Source organism: Streptomyces sp. NPDC090083 (assembly GCF_044747445.1).
Lineage (GTDB): Bacteria > Actinomycetota > Actinomycetes > Streptomycetales > Streptomycetaceae > Streptomyces.
The window spans coordinates 18538-40893 of record NZ_JBIVED010000012.1 but is presented as its reverse complement, the minus strand read 5'-3'; the positions used below and the strand labels follow the sequence as shown (position 1 = coordinate 40893).

Sequence of the window (22356 nt, the reverse complement as noted above, 5' to 3'; positions counted from 1 at the left end):
TGGGCTCAGACATCGGCCGGATCGGGTGCGCCGTCCCACCAGTTCGGCTCCTCATCCTGGAGCTCGTCCCGAATCTCGACGGGATGGGTACAGCGCGCCATGGTGATCGCCTCGGTCTCCGGATGAACGGTTTCCTTAAGACCGTTGCGGTCGCAGTGCGGACACGCGTCGATGACCTCACGGTTGTACACCCAACGAATATCTGAGGTCAGCCGTCGGAAACTGCTGAGCGCGAGGGGGGACCCGTGCCAGCGAGGGACGTCGTACTCCGGGATGGCATGGTGGAGTTCGATAGCTTTGTCGATCTTCCCATTCAAGGTAGTCACCGACGCAGATGCCGCCTCTGGCGGCCCCATCCGCTGGTTGCGCTCCTTCCAGGCTGCGGCGGAGTCTGCGGCCCGCCACGCGAAACAGAACATCTGTCCAGAGGTGTATCCGTGGCCGAAACCTCTGCGGATGACGTCCGTGAGCTCTTCGCGCCGCGCTTCTGGGACTTCGGGGTAGTCGTACTTCTTTGTGAGCAGACCGTTGAGGTACGACGCGACGTCGGCGACCTCTATCTCGTCCGTCAACGAGGTGAAGGCTTCGCGCTTTGCGGCTCCCTGAGGGCCAGGCTGGGTCTTGAAACTGTTCGTGATCTTCTCGGCGCGTTCCTGCGCTGCTGTTCGGTCACCTATGAGACGCCACATGACGTCGTCGACCACGAACCTGACGTCGTCACCGTCCGCGGAGATACTGAAAGCCTGAGGCGAGGTCTCCCGGGAAATGGCAATCGCGTTCGCCTGGTAGAGCGCGCGTAGGAGATCTCTGTCCCGAGACGTGTCGCCAGTCCAGCCCATGGCGCCGATACCCGTAATACTGGGGAGTGGCTTCCCGGGGTTTCGGGTGGCGTAGCTGACCAACGCCACGTACAGGGCCAAAGCCAGCGGGTTGTCTTCGGGGAGGCCGCTGGGGGAGTCGTTCTTTGCCTCCTCGTCCTCGATGGCCTCAGCGATCAGACGCTTGAGTTCTTCGGCTTTCTCCTTCTCGCGCTCCAGCTCGACCTGCTTTTGCTCGGTGGCAATCCGCTGCCGCTCCGCCTCCTCGCGCTTCTGGATCGCCGTACAGTCCCAGCAGAGGTAGGAGGGGGAATCGACGTCGAGGTACTTTCCCCCGACCTTGTTTGCCCAGGACCGGTTGGTGACGGTGATTGGCTCGGAGCAGTTCGCGCAGGGGGAGCCGAGCAGGGTGGCATGAGAGTGCGCAGTTGCTATCGCGCCGATATGGCTGGCCACTCCAATGCTGCTGACGGTTCGGGCCCAGCTGCCGTCGTTCTTGATCTCCCAATACAGGAGGCTGATCCTCTGCGCATCCTCGGGTGCGTCGTGCTTGATCACGATGCGGATGCGGGGGTCAGCCTCCGGGTATTCCCGGGTGATGGGTTGCGGAGCGGCTGGTTGCTGCTGCGGTTGGTGCTTCTTCTTGGCTCGTTCCTTCTTGCGACGGCGTTCGCGCTTACCCACAGGTCCCTCCCCAGTTCGTGCACAGATGGTGACGTACTTGCGCTGGGTATGGGTGGGTTTTCGCCAATCACCGTGGGAGCTGGAGTGGACTCCGGGGGTGATCGCTAGGGTCACGGCTCCTGAATGAAGTGCTGCACTCAGGGGGCAGGGCCTCATTCTCGACCGTCACCCTCAGGAGTTCCGTGGCTGTGTGCCCCGTACCCGCAGGCGGGCAGGGCTACGCGAGCGACCTTCGTACCGCGTTGACCAGCGAGGCCGCGCGCACGTCGTCGGCTCCCCCGATGATTTTGTTCATCGCGTAACCGAAGGCGACGCCGTACTCCAAGTCGGCGAAGCCGAGCGAGCCGCCTCGTCCCGTATGGCCGAAAGAGCCTGCCCCAAGAATCGGGTTGGTCTCGGTAGGCAGCATGTATCCGGTGCTGAATCGGCTCGGGATCAGCATCACTTGGTCCTTCCCGCTGGCCTGCTCCTTGGCCGCTGACTCCAGGGTCTCCGGAGTAAGCAGGCGCGTACTGTCCACCTCGCCGATCAGCGCGGCGTACATACGTGCCAGCGCGTGTGCGGTGCCGATGCCGTTGGAGGCCGGGAGTTCCGCAGCCTGTACCTCGGGCGAGTCGAAGTCGATCGCGGCGGGGTCGGTGACCGCGTACGCCCTGTTGCTGAACGACTTCGGATCCCGCCACGCGGCCACCTGTTCGCGGAGTTCCTCGGGAACCGACTCGGCGGGCACGGTAGTGAGGTCGACGGTCGGTCGTTGGTACACCATGCGGCTGACCCGGTCGCGTTGATCCGCTGGCAGTCCGATGAAGAAGTCCAGTCCGAGGGGAGCGGCGATCTCCTCGGCGAAGAAGCGGCCCGGCGTCTGGCCGGATACCCGGCGGATCACCTCGCCGACGAGCCAGCCCCAGGTCCGCCCGTGGTAGCCGTGCGCCGTGCCCGGAGTCCACTGTGGACGCTGCGCGGCAAGTGCTGCCGTCATCGGGTGCCAGGCCAACGCCTCGTTCAGCGGGACAGGTCGGTCCAGCGCGACTAGGCCAGCCTGGTGGGACAGCAGCCAGCGCACCGGAATGTCCGCCTTGCCGTTCGCGGCGAACTCCGGCCAGTACTTCGCCACCGGCGCGTCCAGGTCCAGCGCACCGCGCTCGGCCAGCATGTGTGCCGCGGTCGCGGTGGCCCCCTTGGTCGCTGAGTAGACGAGTTGGAGTGTGTCCCGCGTCCACGGCCGACCGGTCTCCGGGTCGGAGACGCCGCCCCACAGGTCCACCACCGGTCGGCCGTACTGGTACACGCACACCGCCGCGCCGATGTCCCCGTGCTCGGAGAAGTTCGCCGCGAACGCCTCCCACACCGGTTCGAACCCAGCCGCGACCTCACCGTGGATCGTCGTCATGCCGTCCATCCTGGCATTGCGGCAGCCTGCTCTGAGGGGGCGGGTTCGGCCTCGCAATCCGAAAGGTGACAGTCACGCCGCGACGGGCACCGCCTGAAGCCGTTCGCGGAACTCACGGACAGCGGGGACGGACTTGCGCGGTTCGAGGTGTGCCGAGAACTCCTTCAAGCGGTCCAACGCCCGTACGGAACTGACACTGCTCTCCAGGAGTTCGGTGCCGTAGTTCGCGGCGTCGAGCGCCCCGTCCAGGTCGCCGCCGGCGAGCCGGGCCTCGGCCAGGCGGCTGGAGCGTACAGCCTTGTCCCGGGGAGCCGCGCTCTTCACGGAGGTCTCCAGGGAGCCTGTGGCGCGCTCCACTTGTCCGGATCGCAGCAGGACCTTGCCCTCGGTCGACTTCAGTTGGGCCTCGCCGAACCAGTTGAGCCAGTCCGGATTTTCCTCCGTCGTGTGGCGCTCCCAGTGGGACACGGCGCGGTTGAGCGCTGTTCCGGCCTTCGCGTGGTCGCCGTCGCGGGACAGCGCCTCGGCCTTGTGCAGGTAGAGGAAGGACTGGGTGTACGGCGACAGCGTGCGAGGGGCGTTGTCGATGGCGGTCGAGATGAGGTCGACGCGCTCGGCGGTGCGTCCGGCCTCGGAGACGTGGACGCCCATCTCCGCGAGGATGAAGGCGCCGAACGCGTCGTCGCCGGCGGTACGGGCGCTGCGCAGGGCGCCGATGTAGTAGCGCTGGCCGACAGATCGCAGTCCCGCGTCGTATGCCATCCAGCCGGTCAGGTGCGACACCCGGGCAGCCAGGGCGTAGAGGCGGAGTCGGATGTTCTCCGTGTACCTGCCGGTGCTCAGGAGGCCGGTGACGAGGGCGAGATCGCCGCGTGCCTGCTCCAGGAGTGTGGCACCGCCGAGTTGGTCGTCGAGGGTGCGGAGCGTGCTGATGCGCTGCTCGATCGTCGTGACCATGGTGTCCGTGACCTGATCCCCGCCCAGGGCCGAGGCGAAGGCGGACGGCGCGTCCACCCAGCTTGCCGCGAGGCCCGTCAGGGCGGCGCCGGTGATGGTGAGAAAGCCCCGGCGATCCATGCGGCCACTCCCCACGAGTTCGGACAACGCCTCAACGGTACCGGCCTCGGTCCACGGGGCGGTGAGTCCCGTGACCTCCCAGACCGGCAGCCACCGGGGCCAACCTTCCCTCCGCGCCTGCTCGTACGGGACGCGCAGCAGGTCGGCGAGGACGCGCTGGGCGTCCGCATCCGGCTCCTGCCCCTGCTCCCACTTCCATACGGTGGTCCGGTTGGTCGCGAGCGGGACTCCGAGTGACCGCCCGTGCGCCTGCATGAGTCGGGCGAACTCGGCCTTGCCCCATCCGCGCGTCTGCCGGAGGAAGCTCAGCGGGTGGACCGCCAACGGCTCACCAGGCATGTCATCACTCCCGTCATCCCCCTCGCGGCGTAGTGGGGAGGCTACTTCGCGTGGCCGCGTACGGGGAGGGCGTCCCCAGGAGGAACCCCCTAGAAACGTTCCGCCTTGCTGGCTGGGGCCGTTGACTGAATATCAGCCGTCCACGGAGCCGCACATCGCGACCGCTCCCGGAACGGTTCTCAGATCGGCGGCTCCGCCCCTGTTTCCCCGTCGGGGACGGAGCCGCTCTCCAACTCATCGGAGGCGTCCGCCATGCCCACGCTCGTCCATCGGTTCGTCCTCGCGGGTGAGGAAAGGGAAGTCTCCCTCGCCCGGCGCACGGTCGTCGACAAGGTGCGTGCGTGGGGTGTGCCGTTGAACGACGAGACGGCTGACGCCATCCGTCTCGTCGCCTCCGAGCTCGTCAGCAACGCCGTGGTCCATGGGGAAGGGCCCGTCACTGTCACGCTGCACCACCGCCCCGGCCGTCTGGTGATCGACGTCCTCGATGCCAATCCCGGCGCCCCACAGACGAGTTGTGCCCAGGCCGACGACGAGAGCGGGCGCGGCCTGGCACTGGTCGAGTTTCTCGCTTCTCGGTGTGCCTGGGAGCCAGTCGGCCAGGGAAAGCGCGTATGGGCGGAGATCGCGCTTCCCAAGGCGGCGCCCGCCATCCGAGCCGCTGTTCTGCGCAGATTATTCGCGCTACGGCCGAAGCACGGCGTGGTAGCCGAGCCTGAGTCGCTCACTCTGGTGGTCGCGTGATGGGGCGGCACACCTTACGAGCGAATCCGCTTCCCGATCCCGACGTGGTCTTCCGGCCCACCCGCCGAGACATCGACCCCGTCACCAGGGAGCCCACTGATTACGCGCTATGGGACCGCCACGAGTGGCAGGCGCGCGGCGAGTGCTGGCTGTGGTGCGGACGTGACGACGTCGAGGTGACGTGGATCGGGCCCGTCCGGTCGAGTGGCATGCACGCGGCCCTCTACGCCTGCCGTGCCTGTCTGTATGAGCTGGACCAGCGCGTTCTGGAGATCAATATGCGCGAGGACGTCGGCGGCCTGCCGATTCACCGCTGACCCGCCCTGCACCTGGCGCCGGACTGCCGCTCATCGCGCGCCCAATGACCGCCGGCCCCACGGCAACCCCTCCTCCCACGGCCATGGGGCGGCCATCGACCTCCCGTCGGATTCCCAGCGGGAGAACCGAAAAGGAAGGAGCACGAGGTGACAGAGCCCACGACACCGCCTCCGGCCCGGAGCGGCCTCCTGGTGGCGGTGACAGAGCTGACCGCCGTCCATGACCGCTACGACAGCCTCCGGTCGGACAACCAGGGCAGTTCTGGCGACGCGCCGTGGCCAGGTGGCGACGGCAACCTGCACGACAGCGAGTAGGCACCAAGCGGTGGGGGCCGGCGCGGTCGGCCGCGCCAGCCCCCGCTGTGTCCGCATCAGTGGCCGAACCCATGGAGGACACACGATGGAACACCGGTTGATCAGCGCCATCGAGGCAGCACTCGGCTGGAGCGGGGCCGAGCAGCTGGGCAAGGACTTCGTCTGCGGGAGCATGGACGACGCCACCCTCGTCTCCCGCATCATGACCCCGAACCGCCTGCTCGATATCGCGATGCGCAGGAGCCTGAACCGCCCGCAGTTCCGGTGCTTCCAGAAGGGCGAGGAGGTCCACCCGGCCATTTACTACACCGACAGCGTCAGCCCCCGCGGCCAGAGCATCTCCATGGTCAACATGCGCAGCCTGGGCAGGCTCCTGGGCGAAGGAGCGACGGTGATCATGGATCAGGCCAACGTCTTCGATCCGACGATGGAGGTCGCCTGCCGGGCCCTGGAGTGGTGGTCCCGTGAGCGAGTCCAGGTCAACGCGTACCTGACCACGAACGACGCCTCCGGCTTCCCCCTGCACTGGGACGACCACGATGTCGTCATCGTCCAGCTCGCGGGTGAGAAGGAGTGGGAGGTCCGCGTGACCTCCCGCGCGGTCCCGATGTACCGGGACGCCGACCCCAACAGCACTCCGAGCGACGAGATCATCTGGTCTGGTCTGATGCGGACCGGCGACGTCATGCACATTCCGCGGGGCCACTGGCACCAGGCGACACGGACCGGCAGCGGCTCCGGCAAGAGCCTTCACGTCACGTTCGGCATCACCAAGCGCACCGGGGCGAGCTGGCTCGCATGGCTGGCCGACTGGTGCCGCGAGCACGAGATCTTCCGCCACGACCTCGACCGCCGACACGGAACTGGCACTGGCGCGCTGACCGAGGCCGCCGCCCAGCTGGTCAGCGAGCGACCGCCGGCCGACTTCCTGGACGCGTACGAGCAGGCGACCGCCCTGCCTCGGCACGTGCCGTTCCTCGACATACTCGGGCCGCTCGACGCCGTGGTGTGCACCACCCATTTCCCGCCCCAGATCCAGGAGCACGGAGAGACCGTCGACATCGTGGCCTCGGGCAAGAAGCTCACCCTCGCGGCCAAGGCACTGCCCGCACTTCGTCTGCTGCTCAGCGGCAAGCCGGTCGAGCTGGAACAGGCTGCGGCCGTCGCCGGGGCCGAAGTAACGGACGTCGCTGAGATCCTGGTGAAGGAGGAGCTGTGCGCGGTGCTGACCCCCGAGTTGTTCTCGGGCTACACCGGTCTCGTCACGAACGCCGGGTCCTGACTGGGGCGCTCGACCTCGGCGTCACGACACTCGACACCAGCACCAACTACCTCGGCTTCCGTTCGCATCAGGTCCTCGCGCAGACGGCCGGAGACCTGCTGTCGAAGTTCAGCGTCTCCACGAAGGTGGGCTACTTTCCGGGACCGGGCGGGGCGGGGCACTCCCTGGATCCCGTACGGCTGCACGCGGCCGTGGAACAGGCGGCCGGGGACCTGGGGCAGGAGCCGGATCTGGTGTTCCTGCACAACCCGGAACACTCGGTCCGCGAGGCCGGCGGACATGGCCAGGAGGTGCTGGCAGAAGCGTGCGCTGCCCTTGATGAAGCTACGGGCAAGGGTTTGTGTGCCGCCTGGGGCATCGCGTCCTGGGAACCGTCATCCCTGGTGGGACTGATCGGCCCGACCGTACCGAGACCGGCGACCCTCATGGTCCGCGCCGGCCTACTCGTCGGAGTCAGAGCGCTGGATGCCGCGGACGCCCTCATCAGGGCGTGGGACTTGGACCCCAGCGAGGTATGGGGCATGAGCCCCTTCGGCGGCAGCACCAGCGACTCGGTGTGGGCCAAGATCGACCCCCGTGTCTTCCTCGGTGACAGCCGCCAACCCTCGCGTGTGCAGGCGGCGTTCATAACCGCCTATCACCTGCCGAGGGTCGGCACTATGGCGGTGGGCACTGATGAGCCCGCCCATCTGGGCGAACTCGTCGGCGCCCTGGTCGGCGAGGTCGAGGAACGAACAGTCCAGGAGTACCGGAGTCTCCTGCGAGACCGTTCACACGATCAGCCGGCCTGAAGCTCCTTGATGACCTGCTCGGCCATGCGCCGGGCGGGTTCCAGCCGAGGGTCTTCCGGGTGCGCGTACGGCCCGAGGATCTTCGAGCAGGCGAACAGCGTCATCAGCTTGCCGTCCCGGCTCTCAAAGTCCGACCGGCGCTCGTGCCATACGCGATCGGCCAGAGCCGGGACAACAAGGGAACTCGCCCACAGCGAGGCCGCATCCAGCCCCAGCGGCGCGTTACCCCAGTCCTCCCAGTCGAAGAGACTGAACGCCGGAGCCGTCATGTTGGCCCAGTTCAAGTCCGCGTGGGCCGGCACCCACTGCTCGATGGTCGTATCGAAATCGCCGGAGAAAACACCACGGACAGACTCGGTGACAAGGGCCTGGGTGACGGTCTCGGTGTCCGGCGTGGCGACCCGCCTCGTGCTCTGTTTCGCCAGCGCGTCCAACGACGCGTTCAGTGCGCCCCACCAGTCGTCCGGCAGCTCCGGGGCTTCACTCAGGATGGCGTTTCCGACAGGAGCCCCTGGCAGGAGATCGGTTTCGTCGGCTCGCCACATCACCGGCCCGTCCGTGGCCCGCCAGACGACACTTCCGTGCCATTCGGGCTGGGCGATGCCCTTCAGGCGGGCGGCACTCTCAGTCCCGTTCCACCCCTGGTCGGAGATCTTGTCGAGCAGGCGCCGCTCGATCCGAACCCAGGTGTCGCGGTCTGTTCTGGCCCCCACGGATCGGCGCTTACGCACCATCGTCTCTGGGAGCAGCCCCACTTGGAGAGACCGCTCGACGCGGTCAAGAACCTCGTCAACCGGCTGTACACGTAGGTCGACAGCCTGACCCGTGGAGACCGAGAGCGTCATGGACGCGACCGTAGCAGTGGCGCAGTGAGAGGCGCCTGTTTGCCGAAGTACGGGCGGTAGCCACCCGCCACTTCATAATCCGACTGCAGGGTCCCCACCGCCGTCCTGCCGTTTCTGAACTCTACTCAGGCTGCCCACCCCGTTACGGCCTGAGTTTGGAGCGGCTGCACGAGATGGGCGTCCTGATCGGTTCGTCCGAGCCCCACCGCCCGAAGGCCGGGGGCGGAGCGGACTGGCCAGCTGAGAGGAGGCGCTGGAAACTGCTCAAGCCCAGATTGTCCGTGCGGCTGGCTACGGAGTGAGCCGGTTCGGCCCGCGGAAGAGGAAGCTGGCTTGGCGGATGGAGTCCAGCCCGAGCATCACCATCAGCACTCGCCCCAGACCCATGCCGAGGCCGCCGTGGGGCGGACATCCGTACCGGAACGCGTTCAAATAGTCCTGCATCGGCTCGGGGCTTATGCCCTTCTCGGCGGCCTGCTTCAGCAGCACGCCGTACCGGTGTTCGCGCTGCGCGCCGGTGGTGACCTCCAGGCCCTTCCACAGCAGGTCGAAGCTCAAGGTCACGCTCGAGTCATCGGCAGCCCGCATGTGGTAGAAGGGGCGGATGCCGACCGGGTAGTGCGTAATGAACACGAACTCGTGCCCGGTGGCCTCCTTGATGTGGGCCGAGATGCTCCGCTCGCCTTCCGGGTCCAGGTCTTCCTTGTCCCCTGCCGGGTCCCAGCCACCCCTACGCAGGATCTCCTGTGCGTCGGCCATGGCGATGCGGGGGAAGGGCGTCGTGGGCACAGTGACCTCGACCCCGAAGTGCTCGGCGATCGCCTCGCCGTGCGCGTCGGCGACCTTGGCAATCGCATGGGCGAGCATCTGCTCCTCGAACGCCATCACGTCCTCGACGCCGTCGATCCACGCCAACTCCACGTCGACGCCGGTGAACTCGGTGGCGTGCCGGGAGGTGAACGACGGCTCCGCGCGGAAGACCGGCCCGATCTCGAAGACCTTGTCGATGCCGGCCGCGATCGCCATCTGCTTGTAGAACTGCGGCGACTGCGCCAGGTAGGCGCTACGGCCGAAGTAGCCCACCTCGAAGACCTCAGCGCCGGACTCCGAGGCGGTGCCCATGAGCTTGGGGGTGTGCATCTCGGTGGCGCCCTGGGCGTAGGCGTACTCGCGCAGGCCCTGTTCCAGGGTGGTCTGCACGGCGAACAGCAACTGGGTGGCAGGACGACGGCGCACGTCCAGGAAGCGCCAGTCCATCCGCTGCTCCAGCCCTGTGCGCTCGTCGATGGGTAGCGGTGTCGCGGCCGGGTTCAGAACCTCGACAGCCTCGGGGACGATTTCGAGGCCGCCGAGCTTGACCTGGGCTACATCGACGACGCGCCCTGTGATCTTGACTGCGGACTCGGGGGTGAGAGCTTCGAGTTGGGCCTCCAGCGGGCCGTTGTCGCGCTTGTGGATCACCTGCACCATGCCGGTGTGGTCGCGCACGATGACGAACTGCATGTGGCGCTGCAGGCGGAGTGTGTTCACCCATCCGAAGACGGAAACGGTACGGCCGACGTGTTCTCGCAAGTCGGAGACGGGTACGCGGCTGTGGATCATTCGGTCCTCCAAGGGACGCCGTCATGATCCCTTGGGAGTGCGGGCGAGAAGGGCAACTCGCGGTACCACCGCACTTTCGCCGCCACATGGTGGCGACCTCGTTCAGGCCCAGTGACGGGGGCTGGCCGGCGGGGCATTGGACCACCAGACGGGGGTCGTTCCTCCTCGCGCTCAGGAGGGTCTTCACCACGGGACGCGAGACCGCCTTCCCAGCTTCCAGCGGCTCTCTCTGCTCGCGTGATCTGCGGATACTCGTCTCCGTCAACGCGTTGCCCAGCAGGATACGGAGCGGGCAGTGACAGCAGCAATCAAATAGACGGGCGCGCAGCCAGAGACGCATGAAGGAACGCGGTTTACTCGCTCGTCGTCATGCAGTCTGCCTCTTCCGTACTCAGGCAGAACGAGGGGTTGACCCCTACGCGCGAGGGCAAATTTGTCCGCCTTCTTTCCAGTTCGCCATTGGCAGACAGGAAATCCCCGGAAATGACTGGTGCCCGGCCGCAAGCCATGTCAACGTACACACCCCCGCCAGAACACCCACCCCCGAACCCACGGAGGCGCCCCTGTACCCGCACCACCCCAGCGACCCCCTCAGCCCCGACTCGCAGGAGCCGTTGTACTGGGTCACCCCTCGGCACCTGGCTGGTGACGACGGCGTACTCGCCGAGCAGATCGGGTCCGCCCTGACCGGTCTCGGCTGGCGCATGTGGCCCACCTCCCGCGACACCCTGTTGTACGTGGACCCGGACGGGCTGTGCGGTGCCGAGTGGGTCCTCGCGGCCTACCCGTTCGAACTGGGCGGGCTGCCCGTGGCCTGGCAACTGAGTGCCCGCCCGGACGCCGACTCCGTGATGACATCGTGGAACGCGTACTTCACCGCCGGTATCCCGTATGAGGCACTCGCCGACCTCCTCGTTGCGGTCGACACCCGCGAGGCGCCCGACATCGGCTACGAGGGGCCCGCGACAGTCCTGAACGCGCTTGGCGCCCAGGGCTGGGTCCGTGACCTGGACAGTCCTCACACCACCGCCATGGACCCCGGGTTCTCCGCCACTTTCTCCCTGGGGCTGCAGCCGCCGCTCGTCCAGGACGCCGATCCGCGCCCTGGCTTGATGGGCTGGCAGGCGTGGACGGAACCCGTTCTCGGCGCCCCGTATCTGTGGTGCGCCAGTTTCAGCGCCGGTGTCCCCAATGATCTGGTCGCCGCCTTCGCCTCCTCGCTGGCCTCGCCGGCCGTGGTGTCCCGCCGCACTTTGCCCAAGGACGCCGAGGGCCGGCTAATGGTCGTCCGCCGCAGCTGACGACCCACACCCCACGGGTGGCTGGCGTGCGGCTCCTCGCCGAGCGCGGATGTCCCTGAGAGGGCTGTTGCCCGGACTCGCCGGATGGCAATGAAGGAGACCCGTATGTTCCGAATATTCCGACGCCGTGTTCGCGCCGACCGTGAGTTCCGTGATGCTCAGCGTGCGGGCCAGGTGCTGCTGCAGATGCACACCGAAGTGCCCTGGCCCGATGCGTCCGGCTCGGCCGCCGAGACCGCCCAGGACGCCGCAGACGCTGCGCTGGACCCAGACTTCCTGCCGCCGGAATGTCGGGCGCCGTCCCGCCAGGACGTCGTCGGGTTCATGATGCGCTGGGACCAGCCGCTCGTCATCGACGGCGAGGTACACGAGTGTCACGCGTGCGGCGCGTACCGGCACTGGGTTGTCCTCTGCCTGCGCGACGACTCGGTGTGGCTGCGCTGCCGTGCCGGTCATACGGCGAGGGAGCCGGAGCTGGACGCGGCCTGGTACAACCGCCACTCCGGTCCGGCCGACCACTGGCACCCCACCCTTGAGGACGGGCTGCGCCATCTCGGCCACTGACTCCTCCGAAACCCCCTCTCCCCCTCCCCTCCACATCGCCGGCCCCGGAGAGCCGGGTTGGTCAGACCGTTCGCTCCGCACCAACATGGGGGTTCCACATGCGTTTTCCCACCACGACCGCGCTCTGCCTGGGCACTGTGTCCGTCCTGGTCCTGACGGCCTGCTCCAATGACAGCGCCCGCGCCACGGACCCGATGTCTTCCGCCTCCGCCTCCGTTTCGGGACGCCAGGAGGGCGGGAACGCCCCGGCTGCGGGGCCGTTGTCCTCGGCCGCGCTGGCAAAGAGGCTTCTGGACGAGGGTGACCTGGGCGAGGGCTACGCCCGCAAGGCGGAGCAGCCCGGTCGGCACGATGACGTCACGTTGACCGGCTGCCCCGCGGTGAGCGAACTCGGCGGTGACGCTGCGGCTGGCGGCAGCCTCGGCTTCCCGCGCAGGGCGAAGGTCTCCTTCACCTACGCAAGCAGTACCGGCTCGGAGGTCTCTGAGGAGTTGTACAGCGGGACCGCGGCCGAGCTCTCCAGTGGCGTGGGCCGGATCTTCGAGGCGATGACCTCCTGCTCCAGCTACCGGGTCCTCGCCGGCAGCACGGCCGTCACGGTCACCGCCCACGAGGTGCCCGCCCCGAGGTTGGGTGACGAGCAGTGGGGCCAACTGCTTACCTTCACGGCAGGAGGACGTAGCCAGGTCGTTAAGCAGACGGCTGTTCGTGTGGGGATGGTGGTTGCGGTGGTCTCGGGTTCGCCCGCGCTGGTCGATGCCCATGTGGAGGAGGCGGTGGCGAAAGCCCGTGTGACCACGTGAGTTCGTGTGCATGTCGAAGGCCCGGCCGGTGTTTCTGGTCGGGCCTTCGGCATGTGTGGGGCCAGGGGCCACGTTGATGGGTGCGTGGTGCTGAGGGCGCTGACTGGTGGGCGTGGTCCTGAATCGCCGCCCGCTGGTGTGTCGTCGGTCAGTCTTCTTCGAGTTCGGCGTGTTCTTCGCTTGCGTACAGGGCTATTTGGAGGTCGGTCAGACGCTCGAACTCGGCGTAGTCCTCGTCGGTCATGAGGTCGTAGACGCTGTCCAGGGAGTCGTCGGGCAGCTGGTACGCGTACTTCATGTACAGGTTGACGAGGGCCTTCGCGACCAGGTCGGCTTCGCTCATCCAGTCGGCCTCATCAGGCAGCCCGTGCGCGACGGCCATGGCTATCTCGTCCGAGGTGCTGGTGGCGAACAGGTCGTGCTCGGCACCGGTGAGGGGGCGGCCGTCGCGGCGGTACAGGCGACCGGGTTCGTCGCGGCGGGAGGGGTCTACGTCGGCGAGGAGGATGACGACGCGGGGGCGGATGTCGGTCTGGGCCATGCAGGGGGTTCCTTCCGGGAAGTGGGAGTCGGGGGTGGGGCACAAATGCTCCGGACGATCCCCGGTTTCGGTAACCGGGGATCGTCGGCTACAGTTCGCGCGCCGTGGGTCAGCGCCGCCGTGCGGGAGGCTGCTGCTGGAGCGGAACACCTGCCGTGGGGTGGGCTGCGGGGATACCGGGGCGTTGTGCGGTGTTGCCGGCCATGGCCGCTTGGGCGCGGGGGCCGGGGGCATGACGCTCGCCGAGGCGCCGTATGCGCCAGGTCAGCGCGCGGGCCGGGCTGTGGGCATCGTCGAGCGTGCGCTGTCCGAGGGCTTGGTCCAGGACGGTGACCGCGTTGTGCCCGGCGGCTTCCGCCTCGGCGAGCACGGTGGCGAGCGCGTCCCAGGAGGCGTCGTTGAGGATGCGTTCGGCGTGCTCCGGGACCGCCTCCTGGAGGTGATGGGCGAAGCGGCGCTTGGTCTGGTCACTGGGGGTGCGTTGGGCGAGGCCCGTCAGGACCGGCTCGGCGACCTGCCCGTACGCGATCTGCAGGTGGACGAGTGCCTGTGCGGCGGCGGCTTCCTGTTGGGCGTGCTGGTGGGTGCGGTGCCAGTGCACGGCGAACGCCACGGCGGTGAGGACGGCGTCGAGGAGCATCGCCAGCCCCGTGCCGTCACGCTCCTGTGGGCGGTCGCGCCAGATCACCTGGACGCTGCGGTTTAGAGCGCGGGTGCTGGCGAGATCGGCGGTGATGCGGGAGCGGGTGGCTCGCTCGAAGGCGGCTGCGGCGCGTTCGAGTTCAGTCCTCAGCGCGGCCGGAGCAGCGACCGGCAGCAGGTCCAGCGTCGTGCCCAGGGCAACGAGCTGGCCCTGGGCGGCACGGTCGTCGTCGTGCGCGAGGTGGTGGGGGATGCGTTCGGCGGCGGCGGTGGCCTGGTGCCACGGGTTACCCGACCGGGCGGTGGCCGGTTCGGAACCGGTGGTGGCGAGGCTCTTGCGGATCTTGGGCAGGGACAGGTCGGGGGAGAGCGTGGAGCCCGCGTAGAACACCGGCTCGCCCTTGTCGTTGGTGTCTGCGGGCAGGGCGAAGTTGCAGCCCAGCGCGTCGCCGGAGGGGCCGAGCTTGAGGCGCACGATCACGTCGGTGGCTTCCAGCAGGGCGAAGAACTCGGCTTCGTCGGCCGCGGCGGCGACCGCGCGGCGGACCCGCAGACGTAGCACGTCGCGGGTGGCGGCGTCCTGGCCCAGGCGCTTGGCTTTGAAGTGTTCCTTGCTAGTGGGGCGCTTGGCACCGGTGCCGTCCCCCTGCTTCAACTGCCTGAGCCCGTAGTCGATTTCGATCTTGCGGGCCTCGCGTTGGACGGCGCGCTGGTCGTAGCCGCGCTCGGGGCGTCGTCCGTCCTGGCGTACGAGGGTGGCGGCGATGTGGATGTGGTCGTCGGCGTGGCGGACGGCCACCCAGCGGCAGGCATGCTCGTCCCCCTCGGGGGGAGATGCCTGCGGCCGCCACGATCCGGCGGGCGATGTCGGCCCACTGGGCGTCGGTGAGGATCGGGTCCTCGGGGGCGGCGCGGACGGGGCAGTGCCACACGGTGTCCTTGGGTGCCTTGTCCCCCAGCATCTTCACGGGCTGGTCGAGTTGGGCGACGAGCTGGGCCATCGCGTCCTTCGGATCGCGGTGGGGGCTGCGGCCGGGGTCGGGGGCGAAGCCGTTCCAGGAGGCCACCAGGTGGGGGTCGACGTGTTCGTTGGCCCGGCCCTTGCCGAAGAGGTAGCCGATCGTGCGGCGCGTGGCATACGGGCCCGCGCTCAGGATGATCTTGGGTATCACCCGCTCACCGCCCTTCAGTGACCTGGGCGATGGCGGTGTCCAGTTCGGCGATGGAAGCCTCGACGCGCTCCAGGAGCCGCTGGACGGCGTCGGGGTGGGGCCAGGCACCGTCCTTGTTGAGGTGCCAGGTGAGCTGGTTGAGGTTGTTACCGATCATGCCGAGCTGCCCGTTGGCAGCCATCAGCGCTTTGACCATGGCGCGGTAGTCGGCGACCGCTGCGGTGGGGTCGTCGGTGCGGGCGGCGGCGAGCGAGCACTCGGCCACGTAGCCGCCAAGGGCCATGCCGCTCAGGGCAGCGGCATTCACGATCAGGGCGAACTCGTCGTCGCTGTAGCGAGGGTGGACGCGGCGCTCGCGCAGCTGCTTGTCACGCAGACGGCGACGCGGCGCAGACTGCTGCTGCGGCACGCTCGACGACGACTCGGCTCCCCCTGTCCCGGTTGGCCCCCCTGGGCCGGCCGACTCCGGTGCCGCCTCGGCACCGGACGCCTCCGCCCCCTCCAGGGCGGGGGCCGGATAAGGACTCCTTATCCGACAACTTGCTGCGCGTGTAACGGGAGTGGTGACCATCTCCTCCTGGGGAGTGGGGAGTTCGTGGTGCGGGTCGTGCATTGAGCAGTTCTCCTCCGGTGCTGGGTGGAGCAGGTCAGTGGGACTGGCTGGCGCGAGCAGGCTTCAGCTCGGCCTTGACGGTGCGGACGGCTTCTCCGGCGGTGTCGCTGGCGACCCTGTAGCCGTCCTCGCGCACGGCTTCCTCCAGCAGGTCGCGGGAGAGGCGTCCGGTTTCGCGGAAGATGCGATGGGCGTACTCGGTGAGGAGACCGGGTGTCGCCCGCGGCTTGTGGGCCGGGCGATTCGGCTTCGCCCGCGCAGCCTCGCCCGGATTGGCGTCCGGCGGTTCCTCGCTCGGTTTCGGGTCCGGGCTCGTGGATGTGCGGGCGGGCCGGTACGGGCGGGCTACGGGCTCCGGGCGGGCAGCCCGGTGGGCGGCGTCATCGCCCGTACCGGTCTCGGGCAGGCAGCCCGGATACTCTGCCCGCTTTGTCGCTGTGGCCCGCGGGCGGGTGGTCGTGGAGGTGCCCGTCGTGTCCGTGGTGAGGGCGGACCATCGCCGGGGCAGCGGAACGGAGGCCAGGGCCAGCGCCTGTTGGCGGGTGGCTAGCTTGCGCAGCAGCAGCTGGTCCTGGCGCTCGTCGTGGTCGACATCGGCCTGTTCCAGGGCCTGGTGCAGGCGGCGGGTGAGGCGTCGGCCGCGCCGATTGGCGCGTTTCGCCGGCGTCATGGCCTCGGCCCGGAGGATCAGGGTGACGGCCCGGTCGAGGGCGCGCTCGCGGATGATCCGGGCGGCGTCCGCGTCTCGGTCGGCGACTCCCAGGCGGGCCAGCAGCCGTTCGCGTGCCTGCCGGGTGAGGACGGCGGTCAGGCTGCGGGAGTCGGCGTGCGGGCTGCGGTTGCGTAGTTCGATGCCCATGGCCAGGTGCCACAGCACCGCCGCCAGGACCGGGCCGACGAAGGCCCGCACGGTTCCGCCGACCAGCCCGGACTCGGCGTAGGCGGGCACGATCTGCACGCCGGTGATCACCCAGGTGAGCGTGCCGGGCACCCCTGGCGCCTGCTTCGGGCCGTTGAGGTTCATCCGGGCCATCAGCGCGGCGGCGAACAGGGCGAGCTCAGCGACGGCGAACATCGCGGCGCGCTCGACGGTGCCGCCCATGTCGAGGTAGTCGGAGGCGAAGCGCCAGCTGGTGTCCGCGCTGTAGGCGGTACAGCCGATCGCCGCGACAGCCGCGACTGGGATGGCGGCGCTGCCACGTCGCTGCCCGGCACCGGGCTTTTGGGGGCGTCGGCGCAGCAGCTGTCCAACGAGCAGGACGGCGACGAGAACCAGGACGGCGCCAACCGCTGACAGGGTGGTCCAGTGAGGCAGGGGCGGAGTGATGCCGCCGTCGGCGCTTGTGTGTGCGATGTTGCCGAGGGTCATGCAGACGGTCTCCACGGGGAGGAAGGCGAGGGGAGCGAGGGCCTACACGAAGGGGGCGTACACGCGGACCCCTTCTGTGAGGGGCCCCACGCGTGATAGCTGCCGCGTGTGATCAGCGCGTCCACGGCGGGGAGCCAGTGCGGGTCACGCCGCTTCTTGACGAGCGCGCTCCGCCACGGCGAAGTCCACGCGGGTCGGGTGGGGCGTCGCCCGGGGCACGTTGCTCCGGGCGCGACCGTCGAGACCGACGCGCCGGTTACGGCAGGGTTCGCCTTGGGCGGCGCGGCACCACTGGCACGGAACGCTGAGGGCGTCGGGCTGTCCCGCGACGACGGCCGCCTCGCGTGCGGCTCGGGCCGGCCGGTAGGGGGCCAGCTCGGCACGGACTGCCGACGGGATGCACGTTCCGATGGCGGCGAGACGGGACTCGATTCCCGGGTGCGGGGCACCGCTGGTGATCTGCCGGTGCGTCGAGGGCTCGGCCCTTCCGGCGGCGACAGCGTGCCGCGTGCGGAGCAACTCGGCACGCCAGGACGCCGAGTCGTCCGGATCGGCGGACGGGGTGGGGTCGGTGTGTCGGTCGAGGCGGTCGCGCCGGTACGCGCGCCACTTGCGGGCGACGTCCACGGGCAGGATCGGGTACGGGGAGTCCAGGACGTGTGCTCGTACCGCCTCACGGACGTCCCAGCCGTGTTCCGTCGCGAGGGGCACATCGCCGAGCAGCTCGTGCCATTGGACGAGTTGGTCACGAACCTCGTTCGTGCCGGTGCGGATGGCGCGGGGGTCGAGGCGGCCGATGTAGGCGAGGACGGCGGCAACTTCGCGTCGTTGCAGGGTGGTCACTCCGTTTCGTTCGGTTCGTCGAGGGCGGCGAGCAGAGCGGCCATGTGCGCCTCGGAGCGGCTCATGCCAGTGGTTGGGGCAGGGGCGTTGCCACCGGGCAGGGCGCGCAGATGCGGGCGTCCGGGGGTCGGGGTGTGCTCGCGGGTGATCCATGCGCGCCAGTCGGCAGCCCATGCGGAGGCGGTGCGGGGCGCGCATGCAGTCCGGTAGGCACGCCACTTCTCGTCGGCGGCGTGGAGGGCGTGCTCGCCGAGTCGGTTGAGGTGGCCGTGGTGTTGCAGCCAGGCCCCGGCGTCGTCGTCGATCTGCCAGTCGGCGGCGGAGATGAGAGGGGCAGAACTGCTGCTGTTACTACCGTTCACCTTCGGTTCTCTTCTGTTCTGGGGGTCGGAATCCGCGCCCGCAGAGGGTCTGAATCCGAACCCCCCAGGGGTCGGAATCCGCACCGGGGGATCAGATTCCGACCCCCCTTCGAAGGCGTCGACAGGGTCGAATTCCGGTCCCCCCGGGGTCGGAACCCGATCCCCCAGGAGGGTCAGATCCTGATCCCCCTCGGCGGCCTGTTCAGCGAGGAACCGGGCCGCGTCCGGCAGGTGGTAGTACGTCTCTCCGCGCGGCCCTTTGCGGCCGGCGAGCGGGATCAGCTCCCCGTCGGCGATCAGCTTGGCCAGGGCGTCACGCACTGCCGTACGGGAGGCGTTGGCGCGTTTCATGAGAGTGGGCACGGACGCGTACGCGATGCAGCGCCGGTCGGGGCACCGGTCGGCGATCAAGGCGAGGACCATTCGGGCGGTGCCCTTGCTGCGGCTGTGGTCCCACACCCATTCGCGGGCGTCAAGGCTCATCTGGAGGCGGCTCCTACGTCGAGGCTGAAGGCTGCGCGCGGGTCCGCTACAGGCGGCGTGCAGGAAGAGGGCGCGGCTTGGAGTTTCCTGGCGCCTCTGCGGCGGTCGGCACCGCTGCGCGCAGGCGTACGCAAGGGGCACCTTGGCCCCCGCGATTGTGTCGGCGATTCGCGACTCCGGAACCAGCGTCCGGGGCGCACGACCAACACAGCCACACTCACCAGGCACAAGTCCAGCATTACGCCGAGAAATCGAACAGCTCAGGGCGAACGCGTCCTGTACCGCATTTCCTGAACGGGAGAGCCGAATTCCTGGGTGCCGAAGCGGGCGTGATCAGGCCGCCTGGACATAGCTCGTGGCAGAGAGCAGGTCCGCGAGCCGAGCCGCGCTCCGCGGGCTGATCGTCGCGGTGAACCCGTCGCACACGCGCCGGAGAGCGGCCTCCCTGGCCTCATCCGGTTTCTGGCGGCGGTCGGAATCGTACTCGGGGGCGATGTCGCGGTCAGGCTGGGTCTCGGTGAGCTGTGGCTGTCGTTGGGGCATAGACGTCCTTGGGGCATATCGGTCGGCGATCCACCTGCCACGACGCGGAGCGAGCGGGCAGGCGGTGAGCGACGTCAATGATCCGGAGAATCCCCGGTTTTGCTAACCGGCGATCATCGGCTATGTTGCCTGGCCGCGCCAGCTCAGCACCCGGAACCGGCCTCGATCCCGGGCACCAACTACAGCTCCCCCACTCACACTTGGGCAGGACAGAGAAGCGGGCGGACGCGGCACCAAGCCGACGGCGCTGCGCCTGAGGACGTCGTACGACCCACGCCCCCCGGCGGGACTTCGCGAGGACCGGGCCGCCGACGCGCTACAACGGGTTCTGCTCGATGCCGATCCGGTCCCAATCCATGTACCGCCCGAACTTCTTCGGCTCATCGATGACCACCCCGGAGAACAGAAACCGCAGCACTGCGTTGCGCCGCTCGTCCGTCATGTCCTCGGCGTTCCAAGCCGCCCGCGCACCCGCGCCCGTGAGACCGTCGAGGAGCACCATCGGCCGGACAACCACCTTGCGCTGCGCCTTGGCGATGCGGTCGGTGATCTCCTTGCGCATCTTGCGGTACTCCGCCGTGGAGATCTCCTTCGCGGTCCACATCTGGTTCAGCTCGCCGAGCTGCCGCTGGTCGTCCTCCAGCTCCTCGGTCACGCTCTCGGAGAGGTTGCTACTGGCAAGCCGACCATCCACCCGCAGCTTGCCGAGCAGTTCGACCGCGGCGTCGACGACGAAGTCCTCCAACGTCAGGGCCGTGATCGACCGGGTGCACTTCTTCTCGTCGTTCCGGCCCCTGCGGTTGCACTGGTAGACAGGTCCGGTGCCCTTGGCCGTCCCGGACATCAGCGTCCCGCACCGCCCACACATCACCAGCCCCCGCAGCAGGTAGTAGCGCTGCGCCGGCTTGCTGAGCGCCTCCCGGTACACCGCCGACCGATACTCGCGCCGCGTCCGCGCCTCCGCCCACACGCCCGCGTCGATGATCGCGGGCCAGGATCCAGGGCCGACTTCCTCGCCCTGATGCATCCGGATTCCGGCGACGTGCCGAGAGTCGAGCAGCGCACGGACGGTGCCGCTGTTCCACGCCTTGCCGCCAGCCGTGAGGATGCCCCGACTGTGCAGGTCCTTCGCGATGGGCGCCGCCCCCTCGCCCTTCAGGTAGCGATCGAACACCTCCCGGACGATCTCGGCCTCCTCCTCGACGATCGCCATCCCGTCCTTGGTGTAGCCGAACCGCCTCACCCCACCCTGCGGCTTCCCCTCCCGCGCCCGGTCCTGCATCGCGGACTTCAACCGCCGCGAGGTGTCGTCCGAGGACCGGCAAGCGTGCGCGACCTCGATGCGGAGGATGAAGCGGTCGTCGGGGTCGGAGAGGTCCCGCCGGTTCGCCTCACCGTGGAGCGTGATCGCGTGGTCGTCGGAGACCTGGAGCAGTTCCTCCAGGTCACGAGGCTGCCGCATAAGCCGGTCGGGGTGATAGGCGATGATGTGCCGGAACCCACGATTCCGGGCGTCCTCCAGCAGACGGTCCCAGCCCGGCCGCTTCCGCTTGCGCCTCCAGGCCGAGCGGCTGTTGTCCACGAAGACGTGGGCGGGATCGATGACGAAGCCGCGCCGTTCGGCGATCTCGCGACAGATGCGCTCCTGGCGGTCGACGCCGGTCTGATCGTCATCGTCCGCCTGGGATATGCGGCAGTAGATCGCCGCCGGCTCGCCGGGGACGGTGTTGCTGGTGTTGCCCCTGGTGGGCCTGTTGCGAGACATACAAATAAGTGTACGAACGAGGCGTCGCCTGGGTGACGGCCGCGGCCCCGCTGGTCACCGCCGTACGGTCGGCGAAGCAGTTCCTGACGTATGTGGCGTCCGGTCCGTTCCAGTACGCGGTCGCGGAGGCCCTCGCGTTCCCGGACTCCTACTTCGACGCGTTCCGCGCGGACATGCTGGCCAAGCGGGACGTCCTCGCGGCGGGCCTCGCCGAGGCGGGCTTCGAGGTGTTCCGCCCGGCCGGCACGTACTTCGTCACCACCGACATCCGCCCCCTCGGCCCGGAGCTGTCCAGGAACGGCGACGGCTTCGCCTTCTGCCGCGCGCTGCCGGAGCTGGCCGGGGTCGTCGCCATCCCGAACGCGGTCTTCTACGACCACCGGGACGCGGGCGCGCCGTTCGTCCGGTTCGCGTTCTGCAAGAAGGTGGGTGTCCTGGAGGAAGCGGTGGACCGGCTGAAGAAGCTGGCCGGCTGAGAGCGGGGCACGACAGGCCTGCGCCCGTCCACAGGCTGTGGACGGGCGCAGGTCATGGACGCCGTACGTCCATACGGAACCAGGGCGAGGACTACTCCTCGTCGTCCTCGGGCTTCTCCGCGGCCTCGTCGACTTCCTCGGTGAGGCCGAGCTGCTCGACGAGCCAGCGGTCGAACTCGATCGCGGCGCGCACCCAGCTGACCGTCGAGGACACGAAGTGGTTCAGGTCGACGCCGGTGCCGATCAGCATCTGCGCCTCACCGATGAGACGGACGGTGCCGTCGTCGTGGGTGTGGCTGTAGACCTTGGGCCACAGGGTGCGGCGGTTCCAGTCGTCGATGGACTCCAGCAGCTGCGGCTTGGCGTCGATCTCGTGCGGGCGGTCGTAGAACGTCCGCACCGAGAAGACGAGCTGGTCGTCCTCGCCCCGGAACATGAAATACGTACGGAACTGCTCCCACGGCGCCGCGAGGTCACCCTCGTCGTCGACGACGTACTTCAGCTCCATCTGGTCGAGGAGCTGCTTCACAAGGTCCTGATCCGGGACGACGGGGCCCGCCGGTCCTTGGGGGTTCGGCTCGGGCTGGCCCCCGAAGTTCGGAATCGAGGACGGGTCGATGCTCACCGTGTATTTCCCTTCGTACGGATTCCGCCATCCTCCCCCATCCGGGGAGG

The 22356-nt window shown here is 68.6% G+C and carries 21 protein-coding genes and 3 pseudogenes; 10 read left to right on the top strand and 14 right to left on the bottom strand.

The features are described from left to right. Window positions 1-5 precede the first annotated feature (5 nt). The 3 genes from ACIPTO_RS33725 to ACIPTO_RS33715 form a co-directional block, all read right to left on the bottom strand. On the bottom strand, window positions 6-1502 hold the full coding sequence (locus tag ACIPTO_RS33725; protein ID WP_401198472.1) for a hypothetical protein: 1497 nt from the start codon (window positions 1500-1502) through the stop codon (window positions 6-8). Between the two features lie 217 nt (window positions 1503-1719). After that, on the bottom strand, window positions 1720-2892 hold the full coding sequence (locus ACIPTO_RS33720; RefSeq protein ID WP_401198470.1) for a serine hydrolase domain-containing protein: 1173 nt from the start codon (window positions 2890-2892) through the stop codon (window positions 1720-1722). 72 nt (window positions 2893-2964) lie between these two features. Next, complete coding sequence (locus tag ACIPTO_RS33715) at window positions 2965-4308, bottom strand: transcriptional regulator (protein ID WP_401198468.1); 1344 nt, start codon at window positions 4306-4308, stop codon at window positions 2965-2967. Window positions 4309-4560: 252 nt separating this feature from the next. Between ACIPTO_RS33715 and ACIPTO_RS33710 the strand changes: the two genes are divergently transcribed. The 5 genes from ACIPTO_RS33710 (at window position 4561) to ACIPTO_RS33690 (ending at window position 7757) form a co-directional block, all read left to right on the top strand. Further along, window positions 4561-5052, top strand: a complete 492-nt coding sequence (locus tag ACIPTO_RS33710; protein ID WP_107442749.1) for an ATP-binding protein — start codon at window positions 4561-4563, stop codon at window positions 5050-5052. Beyond that, on the top strand, window positions 5052-5369 hold the full coding sequence (locus ACIPTO_RS33705; protein WP_393508294.1) for a hypothetical protein: 318 nt from the start codon (window positions 5052-5054) through the stop codon (window positions 5367-5369). Before ACIPTO_RS33710 ends, ACIPTO_RS33705 begins: the two co-directional genes overlap by 1 nt. 147 nt (window positions 5370-5516) lie before the next feature. Further along, entirely contained in the window at window positions 5517-5684 is a 168-nt protein-coding gene (locus ACIPTO_RS33700) for a hypothetical protein (RefSeq protein WP_173985599.1), read from the top strand. An 85-nt stretch (window positions 5685-5769) separates the two neighbouring features. Further along, complete coding sequence (locus ACIPTO_RS33695; protein ID WP_401198465.1) at window positions 5770-6966, top strand: JmjC domain-containing protein; 1197 nt, start codon at window positions 5770-5772, stop codon at window positions 6964-6966. After that, a complete protein-coding gene (locus tag ACIPTO_RS33690) occupies window positions 6900-7757 on the top strand; it encodes an aldo/keto reductase (protein WP_401198463.1) in 858 nt (285 codons plus the stop codon). Before ACIPTO_RS33695 ends, ACIPTO_RS33690 begins: the two co-directional genes overlap by 67 nt. Here the strand turns inward: ACIPTO_RS33690 and ACIPTO_RS33685 are convergent. After that, the gene (locus ACIPTO_RS33685; RefSeq protein ID WP_401198461.1) at window positions 7745-8602 is read right to left on the bottom strand and encodes a hypothetical protein; all 858 of its coding nucleotides are present in this window, start codon (window positions 8600-8602) and stop codon (window positions 7745-7747) included. The genes ACIPTO_RS33690 and ACIPTO_RS33685 overlap by 13 nt on opposite strands. Window positions 8603-8692: 90 nt before the next feature. Between ACIPTO_RS33685 and ACIPTO_RS33680 the strand changes: the two are divergent. Then, a pseudogene (locus tag ACIPTO_RS33680) lies at window positions 8693-8904 on the top strand (flavoprotein); the annotation flags it as partial. Here ACIPTO_RS33680 and aspS read toward each other — a convergent pair. Further along, on the bottom strand, window positions 8894-10204 hold the full coding sequence (aspS, locus tag ACIPTO_RS33675; protein ID WP_401198459.1) for an aspartate--tRNA(Asn) ligase: 1311 nt from the start codon (window positions 10202-10204) through the stop codon (window positions 8894-8896). The pseudogene ACIPTO_RS33680 and the gene aspS sit on opposite strands and share 11 nt — an antisense overlap. A 614-nt stretch (window positions 10205-10818) precedes the next feature. On the opposite strand from aspS, the gene ACIPTO_RS33670 reads away from it, so the two are divergent. From ACIPTO_RS33670 to ACIPTO_RS33660, 3 genes are all read left to right on the top strand, one after another. Continuing rightward, window positions 10819-11505, top strand: a complete 687-nt coding sequence (locus ACIPTO_RS33670) for a DUF317 domain-containing protein (RefSeq protein ID WP_401198457.1) — start codon at window positions 10819-10821, stop codon at window positions 11503-11505. A 105-nt stretch (window positions 11506-11610) separates the two neighbouring features. Further along, on the top strand, window positions 11611-12069 hold the full coding sequence (locus tag ACIPTO_RS33665; protein ID WP_401198455.1) for a hypothetical protein: 459 nt from the start codon (window positions 11611-11613) through the stop codon (window positions 12067-12069). A gap of 98 nt (window positions 12070-12167) precedes the next feature. Beyond that, complete coding sequence (locus ACIPTO_RS33660; protein WP_401198453.1) at window positions 12168-12872, top strand: hypothetical protein; 705 nt, start codon at window positions 12168-12170, stop codon at window positions 12870-12872. Between the two features lie 148 nt (window positions 12873-13020). Here the strand turns inward: ACIPTO_RS33660 and ACIPTO_RS33655 are convergent, their stop codons facing one another. From ACIPTO_RS33655 to ACIPTO_RS33620, 8 genes and pseudogenes are all read right to left on the bottom strand, one after another. Then, complete coding sequence (locus ACIPTO_RS33655) at window positions 13021-13413, bottom strand: hypothetical protein (protein ID WP_401198451.1); 393 nt, start codon at window positions 13411-13413, stop codon at window positions 13021-13023. A 109-nt stretch (window positions 13414-13522) separates the two neighbouring features. After that, window positions 13523-15227: pseudogene (locus ACIPTO_RS33650) on the bottom strand (mobilization protein). Window positions 15228-15231: 4 nt separating this feature from the next. Continuing rightward, the gene (locus ACIPTO_RS33645) at window positions 15232-15636 is read right to left on the bottom strand and encodes a plasmid mobilization protein (protein ID WP_401198449.1); all 405 of its coding nucleotides are present in this window, start codon (window positions 15634-15636) and stop codon (window positions 15232-15234) included. A gap of 238 nt (window positions 15637-15874) precedes the next feature. Next, on the bottom strand, window positions 15875-17209 hold the full coding sequence (locus ACIPTO_RS33640) for a hypothetical protein (protein ID WP_401198447.1): 1335 nt from the start codon (window positions 17207-17209) through the stop codon (window positions 15875-15877). Window positions 17210-17353: 144 nt separating this feature from the next. After that, window positions 17354-18043 (bottom strand): hypothetical protein, encoded by a 690-nt coding sequence (locus tag ACIPTO_RS33635; RefSeq protein ID WP_401198703.1) that lies wholly within the window; start codon window positions 18041-18043, stop codon window positions 17354-17356. Between the two features lie 5 nt (window positions 18044-18048). Next, a complete protein-coding gene (locus tag ACIPTO_RS33630; protein ID WP_401198445.1) occupies window positions 18049-18897 on the bottom strand; it encodes a helix-turn-helix domain-containing protein in 849 nt (282 codons plus the stop codon). Between the two features lie 333 nt (window positions 18898-19230). After that, a complete protein-coding gene (locus ACIPTO_RS33625) occupies window positions 19231-19440 on the bottom strand; it encodes a hypothetical protein (protein ID WP_401198443.1) in 210 nt (69 codons plus the stop codon). Window positions 19441-19756: 316 nt separating this feature from the next. Continuing rightward, entirely contained in the window at window positions 19757-21205 is a 1449-nt protein-coding gene (locus tag ACIPTO_RS33620; RefSeq protein WP_401198441.1) for a recombinase family protein, read from the bottom strand. Between the two features lie 23 nt (window positions 21206-21228). Here ACIPTO_RS33620 and ACIPTO_RS33615 point away from each other — a divergent pair. Next, window positions 21229-21681, top strand: a pseudogene (locus tag ACIPTO_RS33615) (aminotransferase class I/II-fold pyridoxal phosphate-dependent enzyme); the annotation flags it as partial. A 91-nt stretch (window positions 21682-21772) separates the two neighbouring features. Here ACIPTO_RS33615 and ACIPTO_RS33610 read toward each other — a convergent pair. Further along, a complete protein-coding gene (locus ACIPTO_RS33610) occupies window positions 21773-22306 on the bottom strand; it encodes a YbjN domain-containing protein (protein ID WP_328830600.1) in 534 nt (177 codons plus the stop codon). Window positions 22307-22356 lie beyond the last annotated feature (50 nt).